14 protein-coding genes are annotated in these 23,462 nt (G+C 49.1%); 1 reads left to right on the forward strand and 13 read right to left on the reverse strand.

The features are described 5' to 3' along the window. Nucleotides 1–182: 182 nt before the first annotated feature. The 13 genes from HQN90_RS27540 to HQN90_RS27600 form a co-directional block, all read right to left on the reverse strand. Nucleotides 183–3,317: a glycosyl hydrolase gene (locus HQN90_RS27540; RefSeq protein WP_173224749.1), complete on the reverse strand. Its 3,135-nt coding sequence runs from the start codon at nt 3,315–3,317 to the stop codon at nt 183–185. Between the two features lie 39 nt (nt 3,318–3,356). Then, on the reverse strand, nt 3,357–4,949 hold the full coding sequence (locus HQN90_RS27545; RefSeq protein ID WP_173224752.1) for a response regulator transcription factor: 1,593 nt from the start codon (nt 4,947–4,949) through the stop codon (nt 3,357–3,359). Beyond that, nucleotides 4,946–6,736: a histidine kinase gene (locus tag HQN90_RS39720; protein WP_173224755.1), complete on the reverse strand. Its 1,791-nt coding sequence runs from the start codon at nt 6,734–6,736 to the stop codon at nt 4,946–4,948. Before HQN90_RS39720 ends, HQN90_RS27545 begins: the two co-directional genes overlap by 4 nt. A gap of 64 nt (nt 6,737–6,800) precedes the next feature. Continuing rightward, nucleotides 6,801–8,396, reverse strand: coding sequence for a type 2 periplasmic-binding domain-containing protein (locus HQN90_RS27555; RefSeq protein WP_173224758.1), 1,596 nt, complete (start codon nt 8,394–8,396; stop codon nt 6,801–6,803). A gap of 77 nt (nt 8,397–8,473) precedes the next feature. Next, nucleotides 8,474–9,346, reverse strand: a complete 873-nt coding sequence (locus tag HQN90_RS27560) for a carbohydrate ABC transporter permease (protein ID WP_173224762.1) — start codon at nt 9,344–9,346, stop codon at nt 8,474–8,476. Nucleotides 9,347–9,361: 15 nt separating this feature from the next. Next, entirely contained in the window at nt 9,362–10,264 is a 903-nt protein-coding gene (locus tag HQN90_RS27565) for an ABC transporter permease (protein WP_246362871.1), read from the reverse strand. A 198-nt stretch (nt 10,265–10,462) separates the two neighbouring features. Further along, on the reverse strand, nt 10,463–14,026 hold the full coding sequence (locus HQN90_RS27570; RefSeq protein ID WP_173224765.1) for an S-layer homology domain-containing protein: 3,564 nt from the start codon (nt 14,024–14,026) through the stop codon (nt 10,463–10,465). Nucleotides 14,027–14,148: 122 nt separating this feature from the next. Beyond that, a complete protein-coding gene (locus HQN90_RS27575; protein WP_173224768.1) occupies nt 14,149–15,222 on the reverse strand; it encodes a sialidase family protein in 1,074 nt (357 codons plus the stop codon). A gap of 119 nt (nt 15,223–15,341) precedes the next feature. Beyond that, complete coding sequence (locus HQN90_RS27580) at nt 15,342–16,787, reverse strand: ABC transporter substrate-binding protein (protein WP_173224771.1); 1,446 nt, start codon at nt 16,785–16,787, stop codon at nt 15,342–15,344. Nucleotides 16,788–16,892: 105 nt separating this feature from the next. Next, complete coding sequence (locus HQN90_RS27585) at nt 16,893–18,602, reverse strand: sensor histidine kinase (protein ID WP_173224774.1); 1,710 nt, start codon at nt 18,600–18,602, stop codon at nt 16,893–16,895. Beyond that, the gene (locus tag HQN90_RS27590; RefSeq protein ID WP_173224777.1) at nt 18,599–20,149 is read right to left on the reverse strand and encodes a response regulator transcription factor; all 1,551 of its coding nucleotides are present in this window, start codon (nt 20,147–20,149) and stop codon (nt 18,599–18,601) included. The genes HQN90_RS27585 and HQN90_RS27590 overlap by 4 nt, the downstream gene beginning before the upstream one ends. 18 nt (nt 20,150–20,167) lie before the next feature. After that, nucleotides 20,168–20,998: a carbohydrate ABC transporter permease gene (locus HQN90_RS27595; RefSeq protein ID WP_173224780.1), complete on the reverse strand. Its 831-nt coding sequence runs from the start codon at nt 20,996–20,998 to the stop codon at nt 20,168–20,170. 13 nt (nt 20,999–21,011) lie between these two features. After that, on the reverse strand, nt 21,012–21,962 hold the full coding sequence (locus tag HQN90_RS27600; RefSeq protein WP_173224783.1) for a carbohydrate ABC transporter permease: 951 nt from the start codon (nt 21,960–21,962) through the stop codon (nt 21,012–21,014). Nucleotides 21,963–22,306: 344 nt separating this feature from the next. Between HQN90_RS27600 and HQN90_RS27605 the strand changes: the two genes are divergently transcribed. Beyond that, nucleotides 22,307–23,462 (forward strand): transposase (locus HQN90_RS27605; RefSeq protein WP_173224786.1); only part of this gene is annotated, 1,156 nt, incomplete at its 3' end.

Below are 23,462 nucleotides of genomic sequence, written 5' to 3' on the forward strand. Positions count from 1 at the left end.
GGCTGCAGTCGAATCATCCCCCCTTATGAATATCCAAATAATATACAGTTACATTTCCAATTTAATCCATTACGGCACTTCTTCTCAAGTGCAAATACGTATTATAACAGGGATAATATACGCTTACTGCAAAAAAAATCCCGTGGGAGCACTATGCTTTCCCTCGGGATTTGATCACCAATTCAAACAAGCAGCAGTTTAATGCCGGACAACCCAAAGCTAACTAGGCAATACCGGTCCGTCCATATCCTTTGGGCACCAGCATCGACCCAACCGATCTTATCCGTGAAGCTGGTCGGTCCGACAAACATGACCTCACCCTTCAGATGATGATGAGGTCCGAACGTATTACGGCCGCTTGTTATTACTTCAATTTCAAGATTCAGCATGTCGTCCACCGGCTCCACGCTCAATTCCAGTTGGTTCGCTCCCCAGAGAACGGTTCCTGCACGTTGTCCGTTCACGGTGACGCCAAAGGCAGGACAGCGCATATTGTCCCATTGCAGGACAAGCCTTTTGCTGTTATTTCGCAGCTCCGTTCGTACACTCTCTGACAAAGGAATGGACTGGTTCAAAACGATGCGCCCCGCATAAAAAGACAGCCCTTGACGCGTGATATCCTCCGCATCGAGCTTCTCCGGCAGGTCAGTCAGCAGAAACGGCCCCTCTGTCCAGAGAGCATCCCCCGCTGCGGACTCCCAGTCGACGGCCGGCTGAACGGCAAACGGACCCAGCACATACAGACTCTCGATCTCCACATCGAAGATCAGCTTATTGCGAATGGGGGCCAGGTTGGCTCCTGCAACGCCAAAGAAACGATAAGTCTCCTCATTGCACTGAAAAAGCCCGGAGATGCGGATGGCATTCCACCCGGCCTTCACTTGACGTCCAATCGGAATCGTCGGAAAGCTCCTGTCGCCGCCAAGCCAGCCGTCAGCTTCATCCGCGTAGACGGATTGGCCGTTTACCTCCACCTGCCAATACTCAGGACGCTCTATCGCCAGCTTCCATAGCGATCGGTCGGTGTGCAGCAGAAGCTCATCTGCTGTCTCGAACGTGTAGACCATTTCAATGTGAACTGGTCGCTGCATAGCGATGCAGTTCTCTTGAATGTTCAGCACGTATGTGGAAGGCATCCAATCGCCGCCATCTATGCGATATACCGCATAGTCAAGCGTTATAACATTAGGCATGTCCAAACGATACTGCCATGCTGCCTCCAGCGGAATGGCGAGGGGGGCAGCTGATGTCTCCTTCGCCACAGACAAAGCTCCTGCATCATCTTCGGCACACTCCCGGATTGCGAAAAACTTGGACTCCCCAGGGGCTAACTTTATAGTCGAGGCCATCGCGCGCACATCATCTTTGGATTCCGTTCCTTGTTCCAAGATAAGCTCCTTCCAGCATCGCTTGTCTGCTTCTTGAATTTGCAGCTCGATGAAGCCGGTGTCGCCAGTATGAACAGCATACAGCAGCTTCATTCCTGGCATGCGACGCTCCTGAACATACAAGTGCCGCATAGCATCAGGCGAAGTTTCGCTGACCGCTAGCCAGTCTTTTCGTGCCAGCGCGTGATCATCTCGTGCCAAGGAGCTCACATTCGCAACACGGATAACAGCATCGCTCGCAAACCATGACGCCACTTCTCTACTGGGCTTCCCCTCCAAATAACGGGGCCCTTCTCCAATAAGTATAACTTTGCCGCCTTCCGCTGCCATTAGCTTCAATAAAGCAAAGGTCGAGCCATCCAACGTAAGCAAGCCACTGACGATAACCGTGTCATAATTCTGACAACCTACATGCAGCAAGCCTTCTGCCGCCTTGCCATATTTGCGAATCAGAGCTTCATCACCATAATCGAAGTCACGCTGAAGAGCCAGCAGTTCAGCGGCTAATGCCTCCATATGCGCTTGCAGATCTTTCACTCTTTGCCCTGTCTGCAGCCAAGCTGTGCGAATAGGATGAAGCACGAGAATACTCGAATTGGCTTCTCCAAGCGTCAACAAATAAGTAAGCCTTGCGAAATAGTCATTGAACTGTTTGTATACGTCCCACCAGGGCTGCTGCACATACAGAGAAGGCGGATAATCCCGCTTGCGGACTCCGCGAATCGAATACGCTTGCAAATGCGGACAAAGCCGGTTAATTCCAAGTACAAACTGCCATTCGGCCAGCTTCTTCATCTCGCGGAAGCTCAAATTCCACCCGCAGCAGCCAAACGTTTCCGTAATAACAAAGTCTTTGCCTAGCTGACGGGCAACCGATGCAGCTTGCTTGGGCAGCAGCACACTCCGCGTATTTCGCCCTAGCATGTCGATGCCTGGCATGTGCATCTTCTCATAAAGCGGCATGACGCCTGCCGTATGATGCATTTGCTCCGCTAAAGTATCCTCCCCCATAAAGTGCCCCGTTAACTGCCAGCCGTGCGCGTCACACCAATCAGCGACAAGCCCAACGGAATGCTGGAATCTTTCCGTCACCAGTCTCCAGTATGCATAGCGTAAGCGATACGCTTCTTCCAACACGGGCTGATCCTGTTCATCCGCCTCGGCGAGCAGCCAGCCGACCGCAGCATATACCGACTCCCCGTAACGTTCCTGATAGACGGTATCGAAACCATCCGACCAAGGAATACCGGAGAATTTGAACTCATCTGTGAAAATGCCGGGAATTCCGCTCTTGCCGAATCGCTCCCCGAAGCGTTGGAAATATACCTCATGACATGCCTCTATAAAGGCCTCTATCGCCTTTTCCGAAAGAATGTCTATATAGTACGGATTCACCCGACACATGACGGCGATGCCTTCGTCCCAGTCCCCCTCTGCCAAGGAAGATTCCAGCATCCGCCAACGCTTCTCTTTCTTCTGACGTACGAGCATATATTTGAAATCCTCGTTCTGGCGAAGCGTTTCGATTTGCTCATCTGCTCCTTCGGACATCACCTTAATTCCTTCAAGCGATTTTTGCTGATAACGAAGTCCCAACCGGGGAACTATGCCATTGGCCGTGCCGCTCGGCCACCCGTTTTCGTCATAGCACCAAGCCTCCAGTCCTTGAATCTCAGCCTCATTCACCGCCACTTCAACGGCATCCATGAATGCTTCCCCCATATAAGGGGTAAGCAGCCCCTGCCGGGCATGCATGAAAAAGCCGCCTAATCCAGCGCGCTTCATCTCGCCAATCTGACGGCGCAGTTCATCCGGCTCCAGCTTATCGTTCCATGACCAGAAGGGCACGCTTCGGCAAGCAGCCGGAGGATGAAGAAAAGTCGCCGCTTCGAACAAATTCTGTTTTTTTCCATTTTCAATACGATCCAATGCTATCCGCTCCTCTTCATACCCAATTTCTCAATCTCTTCAGCTGTCAGCGAAAAACTTCTGTGGGGAAGTTCCCGTTATTTTTTTGAATAAGGTGCAGAAATACTTTTCATTATGAACACCAACAGCCTCAGCCAACTCCAAATTGGAGTAGTTGTTCTTGCGAAGCAGCTCAATAGCCCGCTCAATTCTTCGCTTGGATACGTAATCAGTGAAATTAACGCCCAACTCTTTTTTGAACAGCTCGCTCACATAGGTGGGATTCAAATGAATATGCTCCGCTACAAGACTGAGTGAGATCGATTCCTTCAGATGATCCTCGACGTATCTCATCGCCTTTATCATTTCAGGACGAAGACCGCTTCCTTCCGCAAGCGTCCCGAGCCGCTCCCCTTGCAGCCGCAAACGCTCGACCAGTTGATGCAGATGCGTACAATCAGCGAAAGTACCCCTTATGGCATCGGCTTCGGCATGCTCCGCCGGCAGCAGACCCTGCCGAAGCCGGACACACCAGCCCTCGACATAGTCAACCAGCCTGTCAGGGTTTACTCGGTGATCGTGCAGATGAGGAAGCAGCGGTGCAAGCACTTCGCGGGTAGACTTGGCACTTACCCGCACCAGCGCCCGCTCGAAGTGTTCCGTAAGCTCGCGCCAGTCGTGTTCGGTGTAGCTGAGCCTTCGGTTAAACGTCACGATTGTACCGAAACTGGCATAGAAGGTATCCCTAAGCGCCTCTTTCGCTTCCTCATAAGCGGCCGCAGCTTGGCCCCATCCGCTATGCATACGGCTAACACCGACTGAAACCGATATCCTCAAATAGGTTTTGATGGCGTCGCGAACATTGACGCCAAGCTCGTAACAATTGTTATCAAACATTTGTTCACTGCCGGCATGAATAGTGGCAAAGGCCACCATGACACTAGGCTGCAGCTCGCAAGCGAAACAACCTCCCACCCCCTGCAGCACTTCTTCAATAATGTTCAGCATGCCGTATTTCAGCATGTTGCGGTCTGACGGAGAGAATTCCGAACAGAAGACGTCGTAGTTGTCGAAGCGGATGGCAAAGCAGCCGTATTGACGCGGCTCGAAGCCAGGCGCTAATTCCATGCTGCGACGTTCCATGACAGAAGCCGTCACTTCGCCCCGCACAAGCTCTTCCAGCAGATGCTTGCGCAAACGATGCGAATTCTCCTTTACGGAACCGCTCAGGCTCTGAATCCTATGTTCCTTCTCTTCTCTGGCCATTACGTTATCGCGCGCTTTGGATAAGGCGGTGAATACATCCTCTTCACGCAGGGGCACTTTCACCAGATATTCGAACACGCCTATGGCGATAGCTTGCTTGGCGTAGGCAAAGTCGGAATAAGCGCTTAGAATAATAACCTCTACGCTGGGCATACGTTCACGAAGCTCGCGAATAAGCTCAATGCCGCTCATCCCCGGCATGACGATGTCCGTCAGAATGAGGTCCGGCCGCAGTTCGGCTGCTTTCTCCAAAGCTTCGTCGCCGGAATAAGCATAGCCGACGAGTCGAAAGGGCAGCTGCCTTTCCGCCCAACGCTCGAAATACTTCTCCAGCCTGCGCACCATGGGCGGCTCGTCATCCACGATCAGGCATGTCACCTCTCTCATGACTCCACTCTCCTATCCAGAACTTCCTGCTTCGCAAGCTGCTTTTCGGCCTCATCCGGGAACGTGAGCGTTACGCTGGTTCCCCGGCCCGGCTCACTCCAAACGCTTAGTCCGTAAGGCTCCCCGTAGTTCAACCGGATGCGCTGATGAATATTGTACAAGCCAATTCGTTTACGCTTATCCCAATTTCTCTCTACGGGGTCCTCTATCAGCAAATCTTTCGTCTTTTCAGTCGTCATCCCGATGCCTTCGTCCTCAACAACAATCACGAGCATGCCTTCGCGGATAGTAGACGACAAGCGTATCGCTCCGGACTTGCGGCCTCCTGCGTAACCGTGGAAGATGCTATTTTCCACGATCGGTTGAAGGGCCATACGAAGCACTGGCAGCTCCAGCGTATTTGGATCAATTTCTTCCACAAGATCGAACTCGCAATCGTACCGAATCATTTGAATATAGATATAATCTTTCACATTCCTGAGCTCCTGCTCCAGACTGACACGGTCGGAAAATTCCGTTATTCCGTATTCCAAAATGGATATCAGCGCTTCAATGATGTTATCCACCTCATGATAGCGGCCGAAAGCCACTACATTGCTGATTGACCCCAGAGTGTTATATAGAAAATGGGGATTGATCTGCGATTGCAGTACCTGAATCTCCAATTCTTTCTTCTTGCGCTCACCGCGATTCACATGTTCAATTAGCGTCCGAATCTGGTGCAGCATATCATCGAATGTTTGTGCCAGCTTGCCGAACTCATCCTGGCGCGTGCTTGATATGTTGACATTCAGATCGCCATGATTGACCTGGTTTATTTTGCGGATGAGGTAATACACGGGCGTTCGGATCATCCGAGCGACAAAACCTGCCGTCACCCCGCTGAGCAGGAAGCCCAGCAGCAGCAGACCGACAAAAAAAGTTTCCAACCGCTTTAAGGATTTCTGCAGATCGGTGCCGTCATAGAGGGCAAATACAATCCATTTGGTACGTGGATTGATGCTCTTCATGATCGTTACCACCGTCCCGTTTATCCGTTCCTCAAAGACATCGTCCTTGGCCTCGACAAGCTCGCGCCCGTCCCGGTCATCAAAGCGGAGCCGATGATCGACAACCTTGAACAACCGGCTGCCGGTGGGCTCCAGAATTACGCGTCCTTCCTTATCCATAATCCCCAGCTGCAAATCATTGCTGCCCTCTCCTACCCGCTGCAGCCTCTCTTGCAGGGCTGTCAGGTTGAGATCGACGGCAAACGCCATCGGCTCTCCGGCAATCACGATCGCCCGGGTGAAGGTGACCGTCCAGCCAGAAAAAAAGTTAGCGTAAGGCTCACTGACCTTCACTGCACCATAAGCAGATCTGTAAGCCATCTGATACAGCGGATCTCGGTCTTCCCTAGCGTCATTGAATACTTTGGTGACCGGATTGCCGCCTAGGATGGACAAATCCTTGCGGATCAGGTACACATCGGAAAGCATCACGGAGTTTTCCCGGTAGACGTTCTCGAGCGCGGCCTGCGCAGCAGTGAGATCATTGCGCCACGAATCCGCCGATGAGGACAGCTGGGATATCGTATTTTGCACAAGCAGAAAATAGAGGTCGATATACTCCTCCTCCTTATGCAACAGCTGCGTAGCTTGATTGAGCTGACTGGACGTAATTTCATTTTCGATATACCGGTAGGACAGCGCACTGAGAATGGCCTCCGAGCTAAGTACAAAGACGAAGCAGACCAGAAACAGTCGAAACGAGACGGTATGAAACCATCTCTTCATCCACTTGTTCACGCAACCCGCTCCTCTCCGCTGAAAATAGGGAAAAGAAGAGGCGATCCCCCTTCTCCCTGTCGTTTTATTTTAATACCCCATCATCTTGAAGCTGTTTGGTGTACATGGCGATGGCATCGTTCAGTTTGAATTTATCCTGCATCGTTTTCACATACGTATCCCAATTGGTCAATGGCTCTTTGCCCGTTACGAACTTAAGCATCATTTCATTCGCATATTTCAGTCGGTCCTGCGCCATCGGGTCGTTGTCAACAATACGCGGATTGATATTATTGTCTTTCAAGTAGCTGGTATTGATTTTCTGGTTGGCGTTGGTAACAGCCGTGTTCTTGAAATCAAAGTAAACACTGTCGTTAGCTTTGCGCACGAAGGCATAATTATAGCGCCATTCTACTTCCTTTTCATTGTAGGTGGACTTATCGATCAGCTTCGGCTGGCCGTTCGCCACCGTAAAGGTCTTGTCCTTAATGCCATAAGCTAGATAAGGATAAGCTTCTTTACTCGTATACAAGTATTGAATGAACTCCATCGCACGCTTCGCCTTGCCGGCATCTTTCAACGCTTCCTTTGAAAGCCCTACCATGGATTGCTGGAACGGTTTCGTTTCCAGAATCTGGTCGCCATACGGCCCCTTCGGAGGCGCTATTTGCTTCCAGTCGGGTACGCTGCCTCCAGTATCCTGCATTTTTTTCGTATCAGCCGGCTCCAGCCGGCGCCAGTCTGCAATCATGATACCGACCTTGCCCTGATACATCTTATTATCGACTTTAAGTCCATCATCAATAGTCACCCAATCCGGATCCACCACTTTGGCGTCAATCATATCCTTAATAAACTGGAGGGCTTCCTTCGTCTTCGGATCCGTGTTGTATACAACGACTTTGCCATCCTTCACATCGACAAAATTGGGCTGTACGCCGAACATCCAGAAAATTTGCTGGAAGCCTTTCGCACCGCTCGAGCTGTAGCCCAGAGTTCCTTCCTTCGGCAGCATGGCGACGAAACCATACGTATCGTTCTTGCCGTTGCCGTCTGGATCATTGAACGTGAACGCTTTCATAACTGTCATAAGCTCCTGCGGGTTTGTCGGCACCGAAAGATTCAACTTTTGCAGCCAGGTATTGTTGACCCACCAACCGTTAACGCCTCCGACTCCTTCGGAAGCAGGTATGCCAATCGTGTGTCCTTTATATTTCATAGGCTCTAGACGGGAAGCATCAAACGCCTTAGGAATTTCCGGGAATTGTTTCAGCAATTCGTCAAGATCAGCCAGCAAGCCTTGATCATAATATTTCACAGCCGAAGCTCGGTCAGGGAAAGAAACGATGTCCGGGATCTGATTGGAGGAGATCAGCAGATTGAGCTTGTCTTTCCAGTTTTCTCCGCCCATGGTCATCTCCAGATCAATATTATTGTCCTTCTCGATCATTTGGCGAATCGGGTCCTGCTCTTTGGCCGGCAGCGGCGTCGTCAACCGATAACCGATCGTATTATAGAAGCTCAGTTTATATTTCTTGTCAGCTTCCTGTGACTTAGCCGTGGTTTGCGGCTGTCCGGATGCCGATGGCTCCGCCTTATTCTCGGCCTTGCTGCATCCCGCAGCAATCACTCCTATTGCTATTGTCAAACTGAGCAACGTACTAACGCTTTTTTTCCTCAAATTGAACCTCTCCCTTTTTATTATTGTAACATGCTATATCGAGAGTTATCTCTAGATATCTTTGAAATAATGGTTACTTAACCTTTAATTGAGCCAACCAGCACACCTTGGGTAAAATGCTTTTGAATAAACGGATAAACAACCAGAATGGGCAGTGTCGTGACGACAACCGAGGCCATCTGTACGGAAATAGGATTCACGGCATCGGCAGCTTCAGCTGCGTCCCCGCTGATAGCGACAGATGCGAGCAGAATCTGCCTAAGGAACAACTGGACAGGCTGACTCTCCGGGTTATTGATGTAAAGCAAGGCGTCAAAATAACTGTTCCAGTGCCACACGGCATAAAAAAGGCCAACCGTCGCAATAATCGGCAGCGACAACGGTAGGACGATGCGCACCAGAATCGAGATTTCCCCTGCTCCGTCAATACGAGCCGCTTCATCGATGGCTTCGGGCAGCTGCTCAAAAAAGCTTTTGACGATCATCAGATAAAAAGCATTAATTAGTCCTGGTATAATCAGCGACCACTCCGAATTCAGCAATCCTATTTCTTTGACGAGCAAATAGCTCGGAATAATGCCCCCGTTGAATAGCATGGTGAAAACGATAAACAGCAGAAACCAGCTTCGTCCCGGCAAAGATTTACGAGAAAGCGGAAGCGCCGTCAAGACTGTAAAGAGCAAATTAAGCAGGGTACCCACAACAACTCGAAAAATGGTAATTTGATAGGCATCGAGCAGTCTGCCTCCTTGCATGATCTCCCGATAAGCCGTCAAAGTCATATGCGACGGGATTAGAACCAACCCGTTTTTCTTAATAACCTCCGAGATCGGGGTTAGCGAAACGCTGATGACATAAAGAAACGGAAGCACGCAGGAGGCAGCGAGTAAGATAAGCAATGTGTAATTTAGGCCTTTGGCGATCCGGCCACTGGTTGTCGTGTGCTGCATAAGGCGCTTTTCCTCCTACCAAATTTGTCCGTCGAATTTTTTGGCGATGCGATTCGCCCCGAGTACAAGTACGAAGCCGATCACGGATTTGAACAATCCGACCGCTGTGGCAAGTCCAATCCGCCCTTCTTGCATGCCGACACGATACACCCATGTTTCGATCACGTCTGCCTTCTCTTGATTAAGCGGATTCAGCATAATGAAAATCTGATCAAAACCCACATCGAGAATAGCGCTTAGACGCAGCACCAGCATAAGGATAATCACATTGCGGATGCCAGGCAGCGTGATGTGCCATAGCTGACGTGAACGGGAGGCGCCATCCACCTTCGCAGCCTCATACAGGCTAGGGTCAATGCCGGCTAACGACGCTAGATAAATAATCGCCCCCCAACCGATTGACTGCCAGATGTCCGTTGTCACGATGAGCGATCGGATGAGTCCCGATTCCGTCAGAAACGATATCCGATCCAGATGGAAGGCGTTCAATAGTTGGTTGATGAGCCCCGATCCAGGCGCCAGGAAAGCAACCAGCAACCCGTAAATAATGACCCATGAAAGAAAGTGAGGCAGGTACGTCAGTGTTTGGATCGTCCGTTTGAAACCGCCTGAGGTGACCGCATTGAGCATTAAAGCGAGTACAATCGGCGCTGGGAATGAGAAAATCAATTTGTACGCCGAGATGATAAGCGTGTTGCCAATAATTTGTTTCACATACACACCATCGAAAAACAGCTGAAAGTTATGCCAGCCTACCCAAGGACTTTGCCATAATCCCTGCAGGACGTTAAAGTCTTTAAACGCAGCGGTGATATATACCATCGGCACATATTTGAAAATGGCGAAGTATAACAGACCTGGCAGCATGAAGGCATACATCACGCCGTATCTCCGCATAAGGTTTATTGTTGCGTACATGTGTTTAATCTCCTTTCTGTGATTGTTTTGTATCTTTATTGTAGCGCCACGAAAACAGACATCCTTTCCATATCTTCGGCATTTGGTCTAAAATCTTAGGAAACCTGAACCTAGTCTGCTTAACTGTAGCTTGCCCATACATAAAAATCCCCCTCCAACCATTTGTGGTCAGTGGGGGATTTTGAACTTTTTGCGCCTCTAAAGTCCTAACAAGAGATAAATAATTGTGGCAGCTTCCGCGCGCGTCGCATCCAAGGAAGTGGAACTCGGATCGCTGAAACTTGAATATGTCGTCAAGCTATCCGCGTTTTTGCCCAAAACCGCAGCCGCTTTTTGCGTTAATGCCACCATCTGCTGCTTCGTTAACGTCTGATTCGGGTTGAAATTACCTGCTTGATCCCGTTCCACGATGCCTTTTCCTGCTGCCGCAATAATGGCCGGATACTCCGTGTAGCCAGCAGCGCTCAAATCCGCAAAGACAGTCGGCGAATCGGAGTAATCATTCGGTATTTGCAAAGCTTTGGCAAGCATAACGGTGAAATCAGCTTTAGTCATCAGCGCTTCCGGCAAATAATAACTCGCGGTTCCACCAGCCACAATTCCTTTCGTAGCAACCGTGTTGATGGCTGATTTTGCCCAATAATTGGCGTTGACATCTTCATAGGTTTTTTCCTGAAGTTTCACCACGGTCATCGTATAAGGTTTCAACGTTGTTGTTGCCGAGAACTGACCGACTGGGACTATTGGAAATGGATTGCTTCGAGGCTCTTGTCTCCAGATGGTGTAGTCGTTAACAAGAAAATCAGGCACAGGATCGCCGCCGTAAGACCAGATTGGCATCATTTGCTGACCAGGGAGCGACACCTCGATTTCTTTGTTAGTTCTATTGCTGAACACAACGGTTTTGACACCCTCCTCATCACCTAGGCCCCAAGCGCCAACGTCATTCACTTTCAGGTCTTTCCCATAAACATAATCGGCTGGCATGGCATTGTTCATCATTCTGTAATCGCCGGCCGTCATATTCATATCATAATAATAGTCGTTTTCCTTCAGCAATTTCCCGATTTCCCTGAAAGTGTAGTAAGGGGGAAGCACGACCATCCCTGCCTTATTATTCGCATCAAACCGATCCTGTACGACGCCAAAAAATTGATTGTCAATCAAACAATGATAGGCCGAAATCTGGACATTGCCGGATTTCACAAAATTCAAAAATCGTTCCATATAATGCATGGCAAAAGCGGGCGTTTTCCCTAAATGAATTCTTCCTTTTTCGGTCAAATTGGTTTCGCCGCCAAAAATAAGCCCGCTAATACCGCCATACTCCGTAATCCAAAACTCCTTGTTCGGAAATTGCGCTGACTGCTCTTTAATCAATTGGTAGCGGTTTTCATTATTCACATTGAGAAAGTCCATGAACTTCTCTTGGGTCAAATTATCAAGATCGTGAATCCCTGTATATTCATGCGGGATGACGGCATCATAAATATCCGGATTTGCGGCAATGGTCCTGTTCCATTCTTCCCATCTGACATAACGGTTATGGGCAGAGTCAACCAGATCAAGCGGGTCATTCGGCTTATGAGCGTCAGGGTTGCCAACGATGATCGTCTCTTGCCATTTATCCAAAATAACGATGCCTACTTTAATCGATGGATCGATTTGCTTAATCGCCGTGTACACCTGACGAGCTTTATACACATAGTCGGTCACTGACGGGAAAGCATTGCCATAGTGATTCAGATAAAATTCATTGCCCATTTCAATACGAATCGGCTGCTGGGATAGACTCCTGATTTGCTGCACTTCATCCTTGATATCCTCCACAGACTGATAAGCCACATTGAGCACAAAAGTGCTTGGCAAATTAAGCTCATTAGGGCTCTTAAATATATCGTTGAGATAAATGCCGTTTTTGCCGTTATTTTTCCCGTTGACGGAAGTGTACTCGAATCCGGTTGTTACATTCGCATAACGGGGATCGTTCGCATTGACCAGTGAGCCGTCTTTGTACAAATAATAATTCGCCGCAGTGCCGTCAGGCACACGCAGGAGATCAATTCCCAGATCCTTCATCAAGGAAATGTTTCTTGCGCTGTACCATTGATCGGATCGGCCCAGATCATTCAGTTTGGGGTCATTCATGCCATACAGAGCAGAAGGAATTGCTTTCCCCCCCCCATACACGGCAAATGAGGACGTACTATGCGTCAGCGCTGCGGCCGGCGTGACCGTGACCTGACAAGTAACGATGATGCTGTTATTGGCTGTTACCGCTTGGATCACGGCACTTCCTGGCGACACGGCTGTTACAGCTCTGGCTTTTGAAGCGCTTCCAGTTAGCTTCACAATTTGCTCGTTGCTGCTGCTCCATATGACGCTGTCATCATCCAATTCAACATTCGCGGGCTCATAGATCACTCGCAAATTTTCCGTGTCTCCTACACGAAGATTCATCGTTGTTTTATAGAATTGCAGGCTGCTAAGAACAGGTCCTGTATAAGGGTTGTCGGCTGCCGAAGCAAATACCCGCACATCGTCCAGACTCGGCATCAATAAATGATGCCCGAAGGTGATCGTTCTTTTGGCAGCTGTGAATAAGCCGGTATACATCCCCATCGTTTGATAGGCGGTTTCTTCCTTTTTCTTGATTTGCACGATGACCGAATTGCCGTCTACCAGTAATCTAACATCGTAACTAACCCCTGACTCGATAAGGTAATCGGCAAGCTTGGTCTCACCAACGATGCCTGATTTGTAAAATGAGAGTTTATTTTGTTTCACTAATAACGAATCATAATTGCTGCTCTGGCTGTCGCCAAGATCAACTCGCATGAAAGCTCCTGCCGCTGAGACATCCGGGATCATGAGATTAAACGTGAGCAGAAATTTCTTCCATGACTTCCCCTTGATCCTTGCCTTGGACACAGAGTTTGCATCCTTGGCGACAAACCGCCCATCCACATATTGATAATTCATATAATTGCCTGGTGCCGCATCCCACTTGGCTGTCGCTTTGGCAAACGTATCCTCAAAAACGTTAGGCCATGATGCTGTCAATTGATCGACATCGGGAATTTGCGGGAATTCGGCCTCCGGCGAATAGACCTTTACATTATCCAAACTAGGCTTCAACAGATTGTGCCCAAACGTTACGGTCCTTTTCTCTGCTTCATACAAATTGGTGTACATGCCTATCGTTTGATAGACGCTTTGATCATTCTTCTTCAATTGCACGATGGCCGAACTGCCATCAACCAGTATTTTAAAATCGTAACTGACCCCGGATTCCATCGTGTAGTCGGCAAGCTTGGTTTCGCCAACGATGCCTGATTTGTAAAATGAGAGTTTATTTTGTTTCACTAATAACGAATCATAGCTGCTGCTTTGGCTGTCGCCAAAGTCAACTCGCATGAAAGAGCCTGCCGCCGAATCATCGGGGATCACCAGATTAAACGTTAACAGAAATTGCGACCAATTCCTTCCTTTGATCCTTGCTTTCGAACTAGCATTTGCATCCTTGGCAACAAACCGCCCATCCACATATTGATAATTCATATAGTTGCCCGCAGGAGCATCCCATTTGGCCGTGGGACTGGAGAAAGCATCCTCAAAGACGACAGGCCAAGAAGCAGAAACTTGATCGACATCGGGAATGACTGTGCTTTGTGCGGATACGTGCGACGGAACTGTGCTTATAACACTCAACAATAAAGTTAACACCATAAACATACTCATATATCTTGCAAAATAGTTCATTTTCCATCCTCCCATTCATTTATCAGATATTAAAACGCTTACAAAAAATCCCAATTCAGAACATCCAGCTGATTCTAACAGCAAATTCCTTCATCTCACCCCCAATCGTCTTTTGTTTTCCCTCAATTAGAGGCTTTATTCACCAAGTGCTGCAATGCCGCATGCTCCGACACACATGCTCCCGCCTCAACATCTTCTTCGGTGAACACGGCCATCAGTATTTCTTTGGCTTTCTCCCGTTCCCTATCATAAATGACATAAATAAGGCCCTCTCGATCCTCTACACCATCTGGATAGGAGATATCTGCTCTTTCATCAAGAACCAGCCCGCCTTTCCACGTAAGTCCATCATCCTCGGACAGCATGGCGGTCAGGTGGCTTCGTCCTTTGAACCCATAGTGGTTAACCAGCAGCAGGCGACCTGACTGCAATCTGCGGATGAAGAAACGTGAGCTGGGACCGCCAAGTACAGTCGGCTTGCCAGGCGACCAAGTGCGCCCGCCATCATAAGAAATGCTTTCCCCAATTCCATAGAAAGCTCTGACCAGCATCCAAAGACTGCCATCTCCCCGCTCAACGATCATATGCTCGTCGAAGTGACGATTCGGAATGTCCGCAGAACCTCGCAATTGGAAGCTTGCTCCCGCATCCGTCGACACATACACATTCGAGAAGGCTTGCTCCGGCAGCTCGTTCAGCGGAGATTCATGACAAGCCCATACGGCAATCGGCAGCAGCCATTCCCCGTTCTTCAACACCGTTGGTTTATTCATCATAATCCCATCGGCAATACGCCTTGGATTCGTCCAGACAATTGTGTCAGCTCCCGGGTCCGCGCAGACCGAAGCCCATACCCCGCAGCGTCCGTCGTACCAACTGTAACTTTGGGACCAGAATACCCACAAGCGTCCCGCAGGATCCTTCCACAAACATGGATCGAAGGCTCGCACCTGCTCCGGTGGATCAATCACATAGAGCAGATCGGACCACGACTGTCCGCGATCCTCGCTCTTCACGAGAGCGACGTAATTGCTGGGGCCCTCTCCTGTCCCTCCACTGTAGAAGGCCGCCCACAACCTATTATCAGGAGCGCATTCGATACCTGGAATTCCCTGCCATTGCCGAACACGGTAATAATCTCCGATGACGGGCTGAATCGCTGCCCCTTCCAATGCTAAATCAAAATTAGGTCTCATGACGTTTCCTCTCTTTCTGTAGCTCATCTAGATAGATAACACCCCCAGAGCTGCTTGCTAGGCAAAGCGATCTGAGGGGTGCGATAAGTTCCGGTAACGTTAATCGCTGCTATCCGCCGTTACTTCAGCGGCTTGAAATTCGGCTGCAGATATTTGTTCAACTCCACCGTTTTGGCTTCCACATTGGCAGTCGTCAATTTATTGAACGCATCTCCCAGCTCCTGCAAAGACTTCTCGATTTCTGGAAGGTCCTTGCCCTTGATAAACAGCTCCGTCATGACATCATTGACAACACCCGATTTCTTAATATCGATAGAGCCCACTTTAAGCGGAGGGTTCACTACCGAATAATCCAGTCGAGGCGCCATTGGGTAATTCGTTGACTTCCCGTTGATGACAAAACCTTCTGAACCTTTGCGATCCGCCGGTTGAATCGCTTTATCCTGAGCGGCAAGGTTTGTAAAAGAACCAAGCCCCTTTTTGGCCAATGTCACAAACATTTCATCGGAGATGAAAAATTCCCATACCTTCTGCGCTTCTTTGAGATGCTCCGTTTTTCTATTGATGCTGAATCCGCTGGCTGTCTCGTAGGCAGGACCACCCAGAACTTTCCCTCCCCAGGTAGGGAAGTCTGCCACGGCCCAGTTGATTTTGGCTGGAAACTGATCATTGAATACCCCGATATCCCAAGTAGCAGCGGACAGCATGCCGATATTGCCCTCGGAGAACTGGGCGCGGATCATATCGTTGTCATAATTGCCGACGCCTGGAAAGACGCTGCCTTCCTTATTCACATCAATCCACCACTTCACATATTTAGCAAAAGGCGAAAAGTCAAATTTGCCAGTAGCAGCATTCCAGCCTTCCCTGCCATAAATGTCTCCCGATACGGCTGCCGGATAAATCACATAGTACCGCCAGAATACCGTCTGCTTGATCGGCAGACCAAGGCCGAACTTCTTGCCGCCTCCACTGGCTGTTATCTGTTTCGCATATTGCTGCATTTCCTGCCAAGTCGTTGGAGGCTTCTCTGGATCAAGTCCGGATGCTTTGAACAAATCCTTATTGTAAACTAATTTCAAATTGGTGACGTTCTCAAAAACACGGTCCAGCTCACCATTCTTGGCGGTTGGCGGCGCTGTAAGAGCCGATTGATCAAAACGTTTGCGAATTTCCGGTGTAATCAGGGGATTCAAATCCAGTGGATAATCCGCATTGGCCAAATCGGCCGATATATTATAAGCAATATCCGGAAGTTTGCCGGCATTCAGCGCAAGCTTCAGCTGCTCGTCATAGTTATCCGAGTAAACCTTATAGTCAATCTGGATATTGTCAGGATTCGTTTCATTGAACTTTTTGATTAAACTCTCCCTAACTTCAATATCATGCCTGGTGTTAGCCCAAACCTTGATCGTTACTTTTTCCTTAGGTTTTGCAGTGTCTACCGCTGGCGTGCTGCTTGCATTCTTGCCATTATTCGTACTGGACGAGCATCCGGCAGACAGAGCCAGCACCACAGCAGCTATCGTAAGCAAACTGCGGTTTCCCCATTTATTTGTACTCAATTGCTTCAACCCCTCATCTTGATTTCAATTACACCCTCATTATAGAAAGGAATCCACCCGCAGTTAACCCCTCAAAACTCGTATTTACTGACAAACTAGCCGCGATTATGACAGCTTATCCACATAGGGAAGCAGCAGCTCAAAGCATTTGCCCTGCTCCAGCTTCTTCATCCGCAGGCCATGGGCTTCGCCAAAATAGAGCCGGATCCGCTCATGAACATTACGGATGCCAAAGGAGTCCGGATCGGGAACCTGTTCGCTGAGCAGCCGCAGCACCCGCTCCTCGTCCAGAACTTGTCCATCATCGAAGACACCTAGGCAAAAAACATCCTCTGCAGCACGCCAGCCTTCAACCCTGATAAGGCTCCCTCCCGCTTGGCGGTTCATTCCGTACATAATGGCGTTCTCAACCAGCGGCTGAAGCGAGATCTTCACAATCTCCTGCTTCATGAATTCCTCAGGGATCTGGATGGCAATCGTAAACTGTCCCTTGTAGCGGATTTGCTGCATGCCAATATAGTTATTCAGATGTTTTAGCTCCTGCTCAACGGTCACGATATCGACCTGATCAAGGCCCCCTCGAAGGAAGCCGCTTAAATATTCAATCATGCTGGTGAGCTCCCGGTCCTTGTGCTCCAGTGCTTTCCACTGAATCGTATCTAGACTATTGTAGAGAAAATGCGGGTTAATCTGGTACTGCAGCAGCCTCAGACGGTACTCCTTCTTCAGTACCTGCTCCTGGCGAATCTCCATTAACAGTTCACGAATCCCGTCATAGAGGACGCCAATCTCATCCGCTCGCACCAAAGGCGGGATGTGCAGGTTGGCTCCGTCGCTTTTCTTGCGCACAACGAGCGAGGCCAGCCGTTCAATCGGCCGCGAGAAATTCCGCGCCAGCCGGATGGAGAGCAGCGTCATCCCGAGCAGCAGCACCACCACCAGACCAATGGTCCATTGATACACCTTGTAGAGCGGCAACAGCACCTGATGCCTCGGCACAATGCCGAGCAGCATCCATTCCGCTCCAATCGTCCGTACGGAATAATAGCTGTCCCCTTCTGTAAAGCTGTATTCCGGCTTGTAAAGACTCTTCTCTTTGGGAAGACGAAGGATTCTCGACTGGAGCTCCGAATTCTGTTCCGTTCCCGGAGAACGAATTAATTTCCCATTCCCGGCATCGACAATGAGATACTGGCTTTGACCTAGTTGCTGCGGCTCTTCCAGCATCGCGCTCATGGAGCTGTACGGGACGGTAATCAACAGACAACCGTGCAATTGCTGGGCGGCAACACTGCCTAAAGGAACGATCCAGGTGAATTCGCCCGTTGTTTTATCGTCAGACAGCCAGTAAGCGTGTTCAAGCGTTCGTTTGTCCAAGGCAAAGCTCTCAATACGTGCAGGATCTTCTTTTACGGGAAGTCCGTAGCTGGAAAGATAGTGATTTCGGGGCAAGAGAAAGGAAACGCGAAAATCCGCGTTAATATACTTGATATTGGTCAGGTACTGAGATAGCCGATTGGCCACCTCTACCTGCCTAAGAATAGGAGCTTGCGGATTGGCAATTGCCTGCATCAGCTCTTCATCCTGAAGAAACAGCCCCTCTGCTGTTTGGAATTCTTGGTACAGCTGTCCTAGAGGGGCAGCTGTGCGGGACAGGATCATGTCCGCGCTTTCTTCCAATTGCCGGGTGAATAAATTAGAGGTCACGAGAATATTCACAAGACCAACAGCCAGAAGTGGAAGAAGCGCCAATGCGAGCATAAGCAAGAACAGCTTTTGGTGAAACCGGCGGAAAGGCGGGCGGCGCTGTTTCATACAAGCGCCCCCCGATACTCGGAAGGCGTCATGCCATATTCCCTTTTGAACAACTTCACAAAATGCTCTACCTTGTTGTACCCCACTTTGTAGGACACCTCGTACACCTTAAGCGTGGGGTCCTTCAGCAGCCTGATCGCTGCGCCCATGCGGGCCCGAAGCAGGTGAACACGGAACGTGACTCCCGTTTGCTGCTTGAACAGCTCGCTCAAGTAAACGGGGGAAAGACCTAAATCCTCGGCAATGGTGGTCAATTGGAGATCCTGCTCGTATTCCTTGCCAATCCGCTCCAGAGCAAGCCGAATCAAGCGATGGATTCCTTTGCCATGCCGCTGACGGAGCAGATGATGAATCTCATGGGTAAAGAAATACAGAAGCTCCTTGATTTTCGTATGACCGGAGATCCGCATCCGGAGGTCATCTGTATTCGGCAGGGGTCCTTCACCTTGGGCCTGAGCATGTTCCCGTATCGTGGACAGCCATTCAAAGCACCAGCGCTCAGCCGCTTTCAGCTCCCATTCCACGAAGGCAGGAGCCAATTGGTTGAGCCACTCGATCACTCGGTCTGTATCTCCTTGCAGTATCCACCCAATGAGCTCTGCCATAGGCTTCGTCCACTGCATATAAGCCATTTCGTCACGAGACGGCAAAAGAAAGCGAACCGGCTCCTCCAGATTCGCCCCCATATATGCCATCATTTTCTCTGTTTCCCAAAACAATCCAGAAAGTTGAAGCGGACTTTGCCCAGACTCTGAAATCATAATATGTACTTTCTTCTTGGTGAACCGTTCAATAGAGTCGTAAAGCCGCCGGGCAAAAATGAGAAGCTCCTCTTGGGAGCTAATGCCTCCCGTAACCAGCAGCCATTTGCCGAAGGAAAGGCGAATCGGGCAAACAGCCTCGTAGTCGGCTATAAGCTCGAACATCACATTTTGCACGGCAAACTGGTCAATTTTGGCGGACTCCATATGACCATGCTGATCAGCCCCATCCAACGTAATCAGGTGCAGTCTCAACTCGCCATCCAGCAGCCATTTCAGCCCTACCTGAACACATTCGTCTTTCCACTCATAGCCAGGTTGATCTCCTAAGATGAGTTCCTGAATGTACTGGGAGCGGATGGATTCCTCGTAATACCGATTGCGGCGGTCACGGTTTCTCAGCACCTTAAGCTGCTCCAGTCTGTCCACCTGCTTAAGAAGAACCTGCAGCAATTCTTCCGGTTTGGTCGGCTTGAGCAAGTAATCGGTTACCCCCAATTGGAGTGCCCTGCGGGCATAATCGAATTCACTGTAAGCACTGAGAATAATAAATTGGGTATTCGGCCGATAAGCCTCCGCACGAGCTATCATCTCTAGTCCTGTCATATCCGGCATCCTGATGTCCGTAATGACAATATCCGGAGATACAGCCCGGATTTGTTCGAGGGCGCTTTCTCCATCTTCTGCTACACTGGCAACCACGAGATCGTATTCTTCCCAAGGAATAATTGTGACTAGTCTTTCCCGAATAAAATGCTCATCATCCACAATCAACACTTTATACATGCTGCATCCTCCGATCTGTCAACCCTTCACAGCACCTTGCGCAAGTCCACCTACAATTTGCCGGTTCAAAACAATAAATACGACGAGTACGGGAATGACAGAAATCATCGAACCCGCCAGCAATAAATTCCAGGCCGCTGCTCCTGAACCCATATTCCGCAGTTCAACTACACCTACAGTCAGTGTTTTGGTATCTGGATTGCCGATACTCATGACCAAAGGGAAAATATAATTATTCCATTCCGCAATAAATTCCAACAGGAAAAAAGTAGCGGTAATCGGAGCCATCAACGGCAGTGTCAATCGGTAAAAACGCTTGAAATAGGAAGCTCCATCCACAATTGCCGCCTCATCCATCTCTTTGCCAAGCGATTTAACGAAACCTTCGTATAGGAAAACACTAGCTCCCAAACCATACAGCGCAGCAAGAGGGATTGTAAAAATGCTGTTCGTGAGTCCCCAATCCACGGCGAGCTTGAACTTGGGAAACAAGGTCATTGGACCCAGACTAACGAACATCACCCCAATAATCAGCAGCGAGAGCAGTCGTTTGCCAGGAAATTGGGTTCTGGCAAACACATACCCGGACATCGCTCCCATAAACACACTCAGCCCAGAGCTGATCGTAGCAAAAACCACCGAGTTATAGAAGTACAGGGAGAAATTCAGCTCTTTCCATACCTCCGAATAGTTGGAGAACACCCACTTCCGGGGCAGCAAGCCGCCGCCTGTAATCAGCTCCTGATTGGATTTGAAAGAATAAAACAACACGTAAATCACAGGAATCAAAGTTATGATGGCGACGACAGACAAAATTACATACTTTAACCACTTTAACAGATGTTTCACCTTGCTGTCCTCCTTAATTATGATAATCCATTTTCTTGGTCAACTTGAAGTAAGCTATCGAGATCACGACCAGGATAAGTGCGGTAAACACCGCCACCGTTGCCCCGTAGCCATAGTTGGTGCCTGCATCTCCTCCGAAAAACTGATGAAAAATATACAGGAAAGTCAGCTCGGTAGCATAGTTCGGTCCACCATCCGTAAGGACAAGAAAAGGTCCCATCGACTTGAGAGTTCCTAAAATAGACAGGAACAAAATCATCTGCAGAATACGTCCCATCATCGGAAGGGAGATATAACGCACCCTTGTCCACCCCGTAGCTCCATCGATATCAGCACTTTCATAGACATCTTTCGGAATGCTGGTAAGGCCTACAAGCAAAAGCAGCATATTGATGCCAAAATTTTGCCACGCGTCCAAAACCATCCCGCTCACAAAAGCTGTCCACCCGCCCGACAGGAAGGCAATCGGTTGATCGATCAAGTTGAGGGCAAGCAGCAGTTGATTAAGACCCCCGTTGTACGGGTTCAGCAGGATATAAACGACCAAAGCCATCGTTGAGGCCGGCAAAATGTAAGGCATAACAAACATTGCCCGAAACGCATTTTTCCCTCTCAATTGCGAACTGAGGAGCAAAGCCAGCATAAAGGCCAAAGGCAGCTCAAGCACGATTTTCAGGGAGAAAAGAGCCTGCTTCCAGAGGCTGGACCAGTAGACTTGATCATCCATCAATCTTTGGAAATTAGCCAGCCCCGTAAATCGCTCCGGCCTAACCCCGTCATAGTAATAAAAAACGTATTTAACCGCCCAAGCGATCGGGTATAAAGAAAAAAGTACAAAGCAGCAAACAGGAATCAGCAGCATAAGGTAAGCAGCGCCATACTTTCTGCAAAAAAGTCGAAAGGGGTTTAGGGCTCTCACACTCGCTGCTGGCGTCATGTCAGACTCTACGGATAAATCAGTCATAATGGGTATTGCCCCCTAATTTATATTGGTATCGCCATTATAGCACCGCCTTTTTCGACTATCCCCCCCTTAAACTTTATATATACTGCACAGAATAGGAGAAATTTAATGACGGGACTGATACTTCTTCCAAATAACCCCATAAAGGCAAAAAAGGGGCTGTCTCAGAAGGGGAAAAACATTGAACTCGGCTTGAGCCTGCCAAAAAGGCCGTCTCCGGAGGGAAACAGCATCGAACACGCTCTGAGCCTGCCGAAAAGAGACTGTCGAACAACTCGAATTCCTCCCCTATAATATTGAATTTTTAGTATAATAAAGAAAAACCATGTAGCGAGGGATGGAAAGTGTCCATACAAAATGAGGATGAAAAACAATTAACCATTGAAAATCTTGGAGTTCGCCCTGCTGTGATTGAACAGGTAGCTCATCTTTTGCCTGCTCGTAAGGGAACTGCAACAGCCCATGCGATCCGGTATAAAGATTTTGGTGCGCTCTCGTTCGCGGACGTGGAGCTCTTTGCCAAGCTGCCTTCCCATCCTTTATGGAGCCAAGTCGAACGGTTTGTTGATTTCTCTTTTGCTGATGAGCTTTGCGCCCATTTGTATTCGCCACAAGGTCAGCGTCCTTATGCGCCTTCACTTAAACTCAAGATTCATCTCATACAGGCCATGGAAAACTTGTCCGACCGTGAGATGGAGATCCGTCTCATGTTTGACATGGCGATTAAACGATTTGTCGGTATTCCCTTTGCGTTTAATGGCTTTGATCACAGTACGATTGCCTTTGATCGTGATCGGATGGGTGACGAACTTTTCCATGCTTGTTTCCACTATATTCTCGCGCAAGCCAGGCAACTGGGTCTATGGAAAGGAGAGCAGGAGATTTGGCTGGTGGATTCCTTTCATACCCATGCTATTTCTAGCAGTATGAGTGCGTATCGGCTTATTTTCCACGGCATGCTCAATCTGGTGAATCACTTAAAACGAACGCATGCACAGCTTCATCGCGTCATGATTGAGAGTTTGCAAATGCAGTCGTGGTGGGATAAACTGCCGGCAGACAGCGAGCCAAGCGAGAGGATTGCCGCGTTCAACTTATTGGTCGCCAGGGCATACGCGCTTCTCTCTTATTTAAAACAAGAAAACGTTCAGCAGCTTCGCCAAAAAGAAACAACAAAAAAGCAGCAACAACGTTTTGATGAGCTGCGCAAGGTACTGCTAGACATTCTTGAACAAAACACGCGTCCTACGGATCCGACAGAGTCCAACAAGCAACAAGCGGAGGCCTATGAAAAAATTCCGTTCAAGGATCGACCTAAGGACCGTATTGTAAATGCGCATGATCCAAGTGTGCGTAATGGACGGAAAACAGCAAAAAAACCTTTTACAGGGGACAAAATTCAGGTTGTGGAGTCGAGCGCTTCGGGGTTCATTTTAGACGCAGAGCCCGTTCCTGGAAATGAAGCGGATGGTGATCGCTTGGCCCATTTACTCCAAAGTG

Source organism: Paenibacillus alba (assembly GCF_013204855.1).
Taxonomy (GTDB): domain Bacteria; phylum Bacillota; class Bacilli; order Paenibacillales; family NBRC-103111; genus Paenibacillus_E; species Paenibacillus_E alba.

Coding starts and splice junctions, on each gene's coding strand:
- HQN90_RS27545 (WP_173224752.1), bottom strand. CDS start 4,949: ATGAGAGAGGTGACATGCCTGATCGTGGATGACGAGCCGCCCATGGTG.
- HQN90_RS27560 (WP_173224762.1), bottom strand. CDS start 9,346: ATGCAGCACACGACAACCAGTGGCCGGATCGCCAAAGGCCTAAATTAC.
- HQN90_RS27565 (WP_246362871.1), bottom strand. CDS start 10,264: ATGTACGCAACAATAAACCTTATGCGGAGATACGGCGTGATGTATGCC.
- HQN90_RS27570 (WP_173224765.1), bottom strand. CDS start 14,026: ATGAACTATTTTGCAAGATATATGAGTATGTTTATGGTGTTAACTTTA.
- HQN90_RS27575 (WP_173224768.1), bottom strand. CDS start 15,222: ATGAGACCTAATTTTGATTTAGCATTGGAAGGGGCAGCGATTCAGCCC.
- HQN90_RS27585 (WP_173224774.1), bottom strand. CDS start 18,602: ATGAAACAGCGCCGCCCGCCTTTCCGCCGGTTTCACCAAAAGCTGTTC.
- HQN90_RS27590 (WP_173224777.1), bottom strand. CDS start 20,149: ATGTATAAAGTGTTGATTGTGGATGATGAGCATTTTATTCGGGAAAGA.
- HQN90_RS27600 (WP_173224783.1), bottom strand. CDS start 21,962: ATGACTGATTTATCCGTAGAGTCTGACATGACGCCAGCAGCGAGTGTG.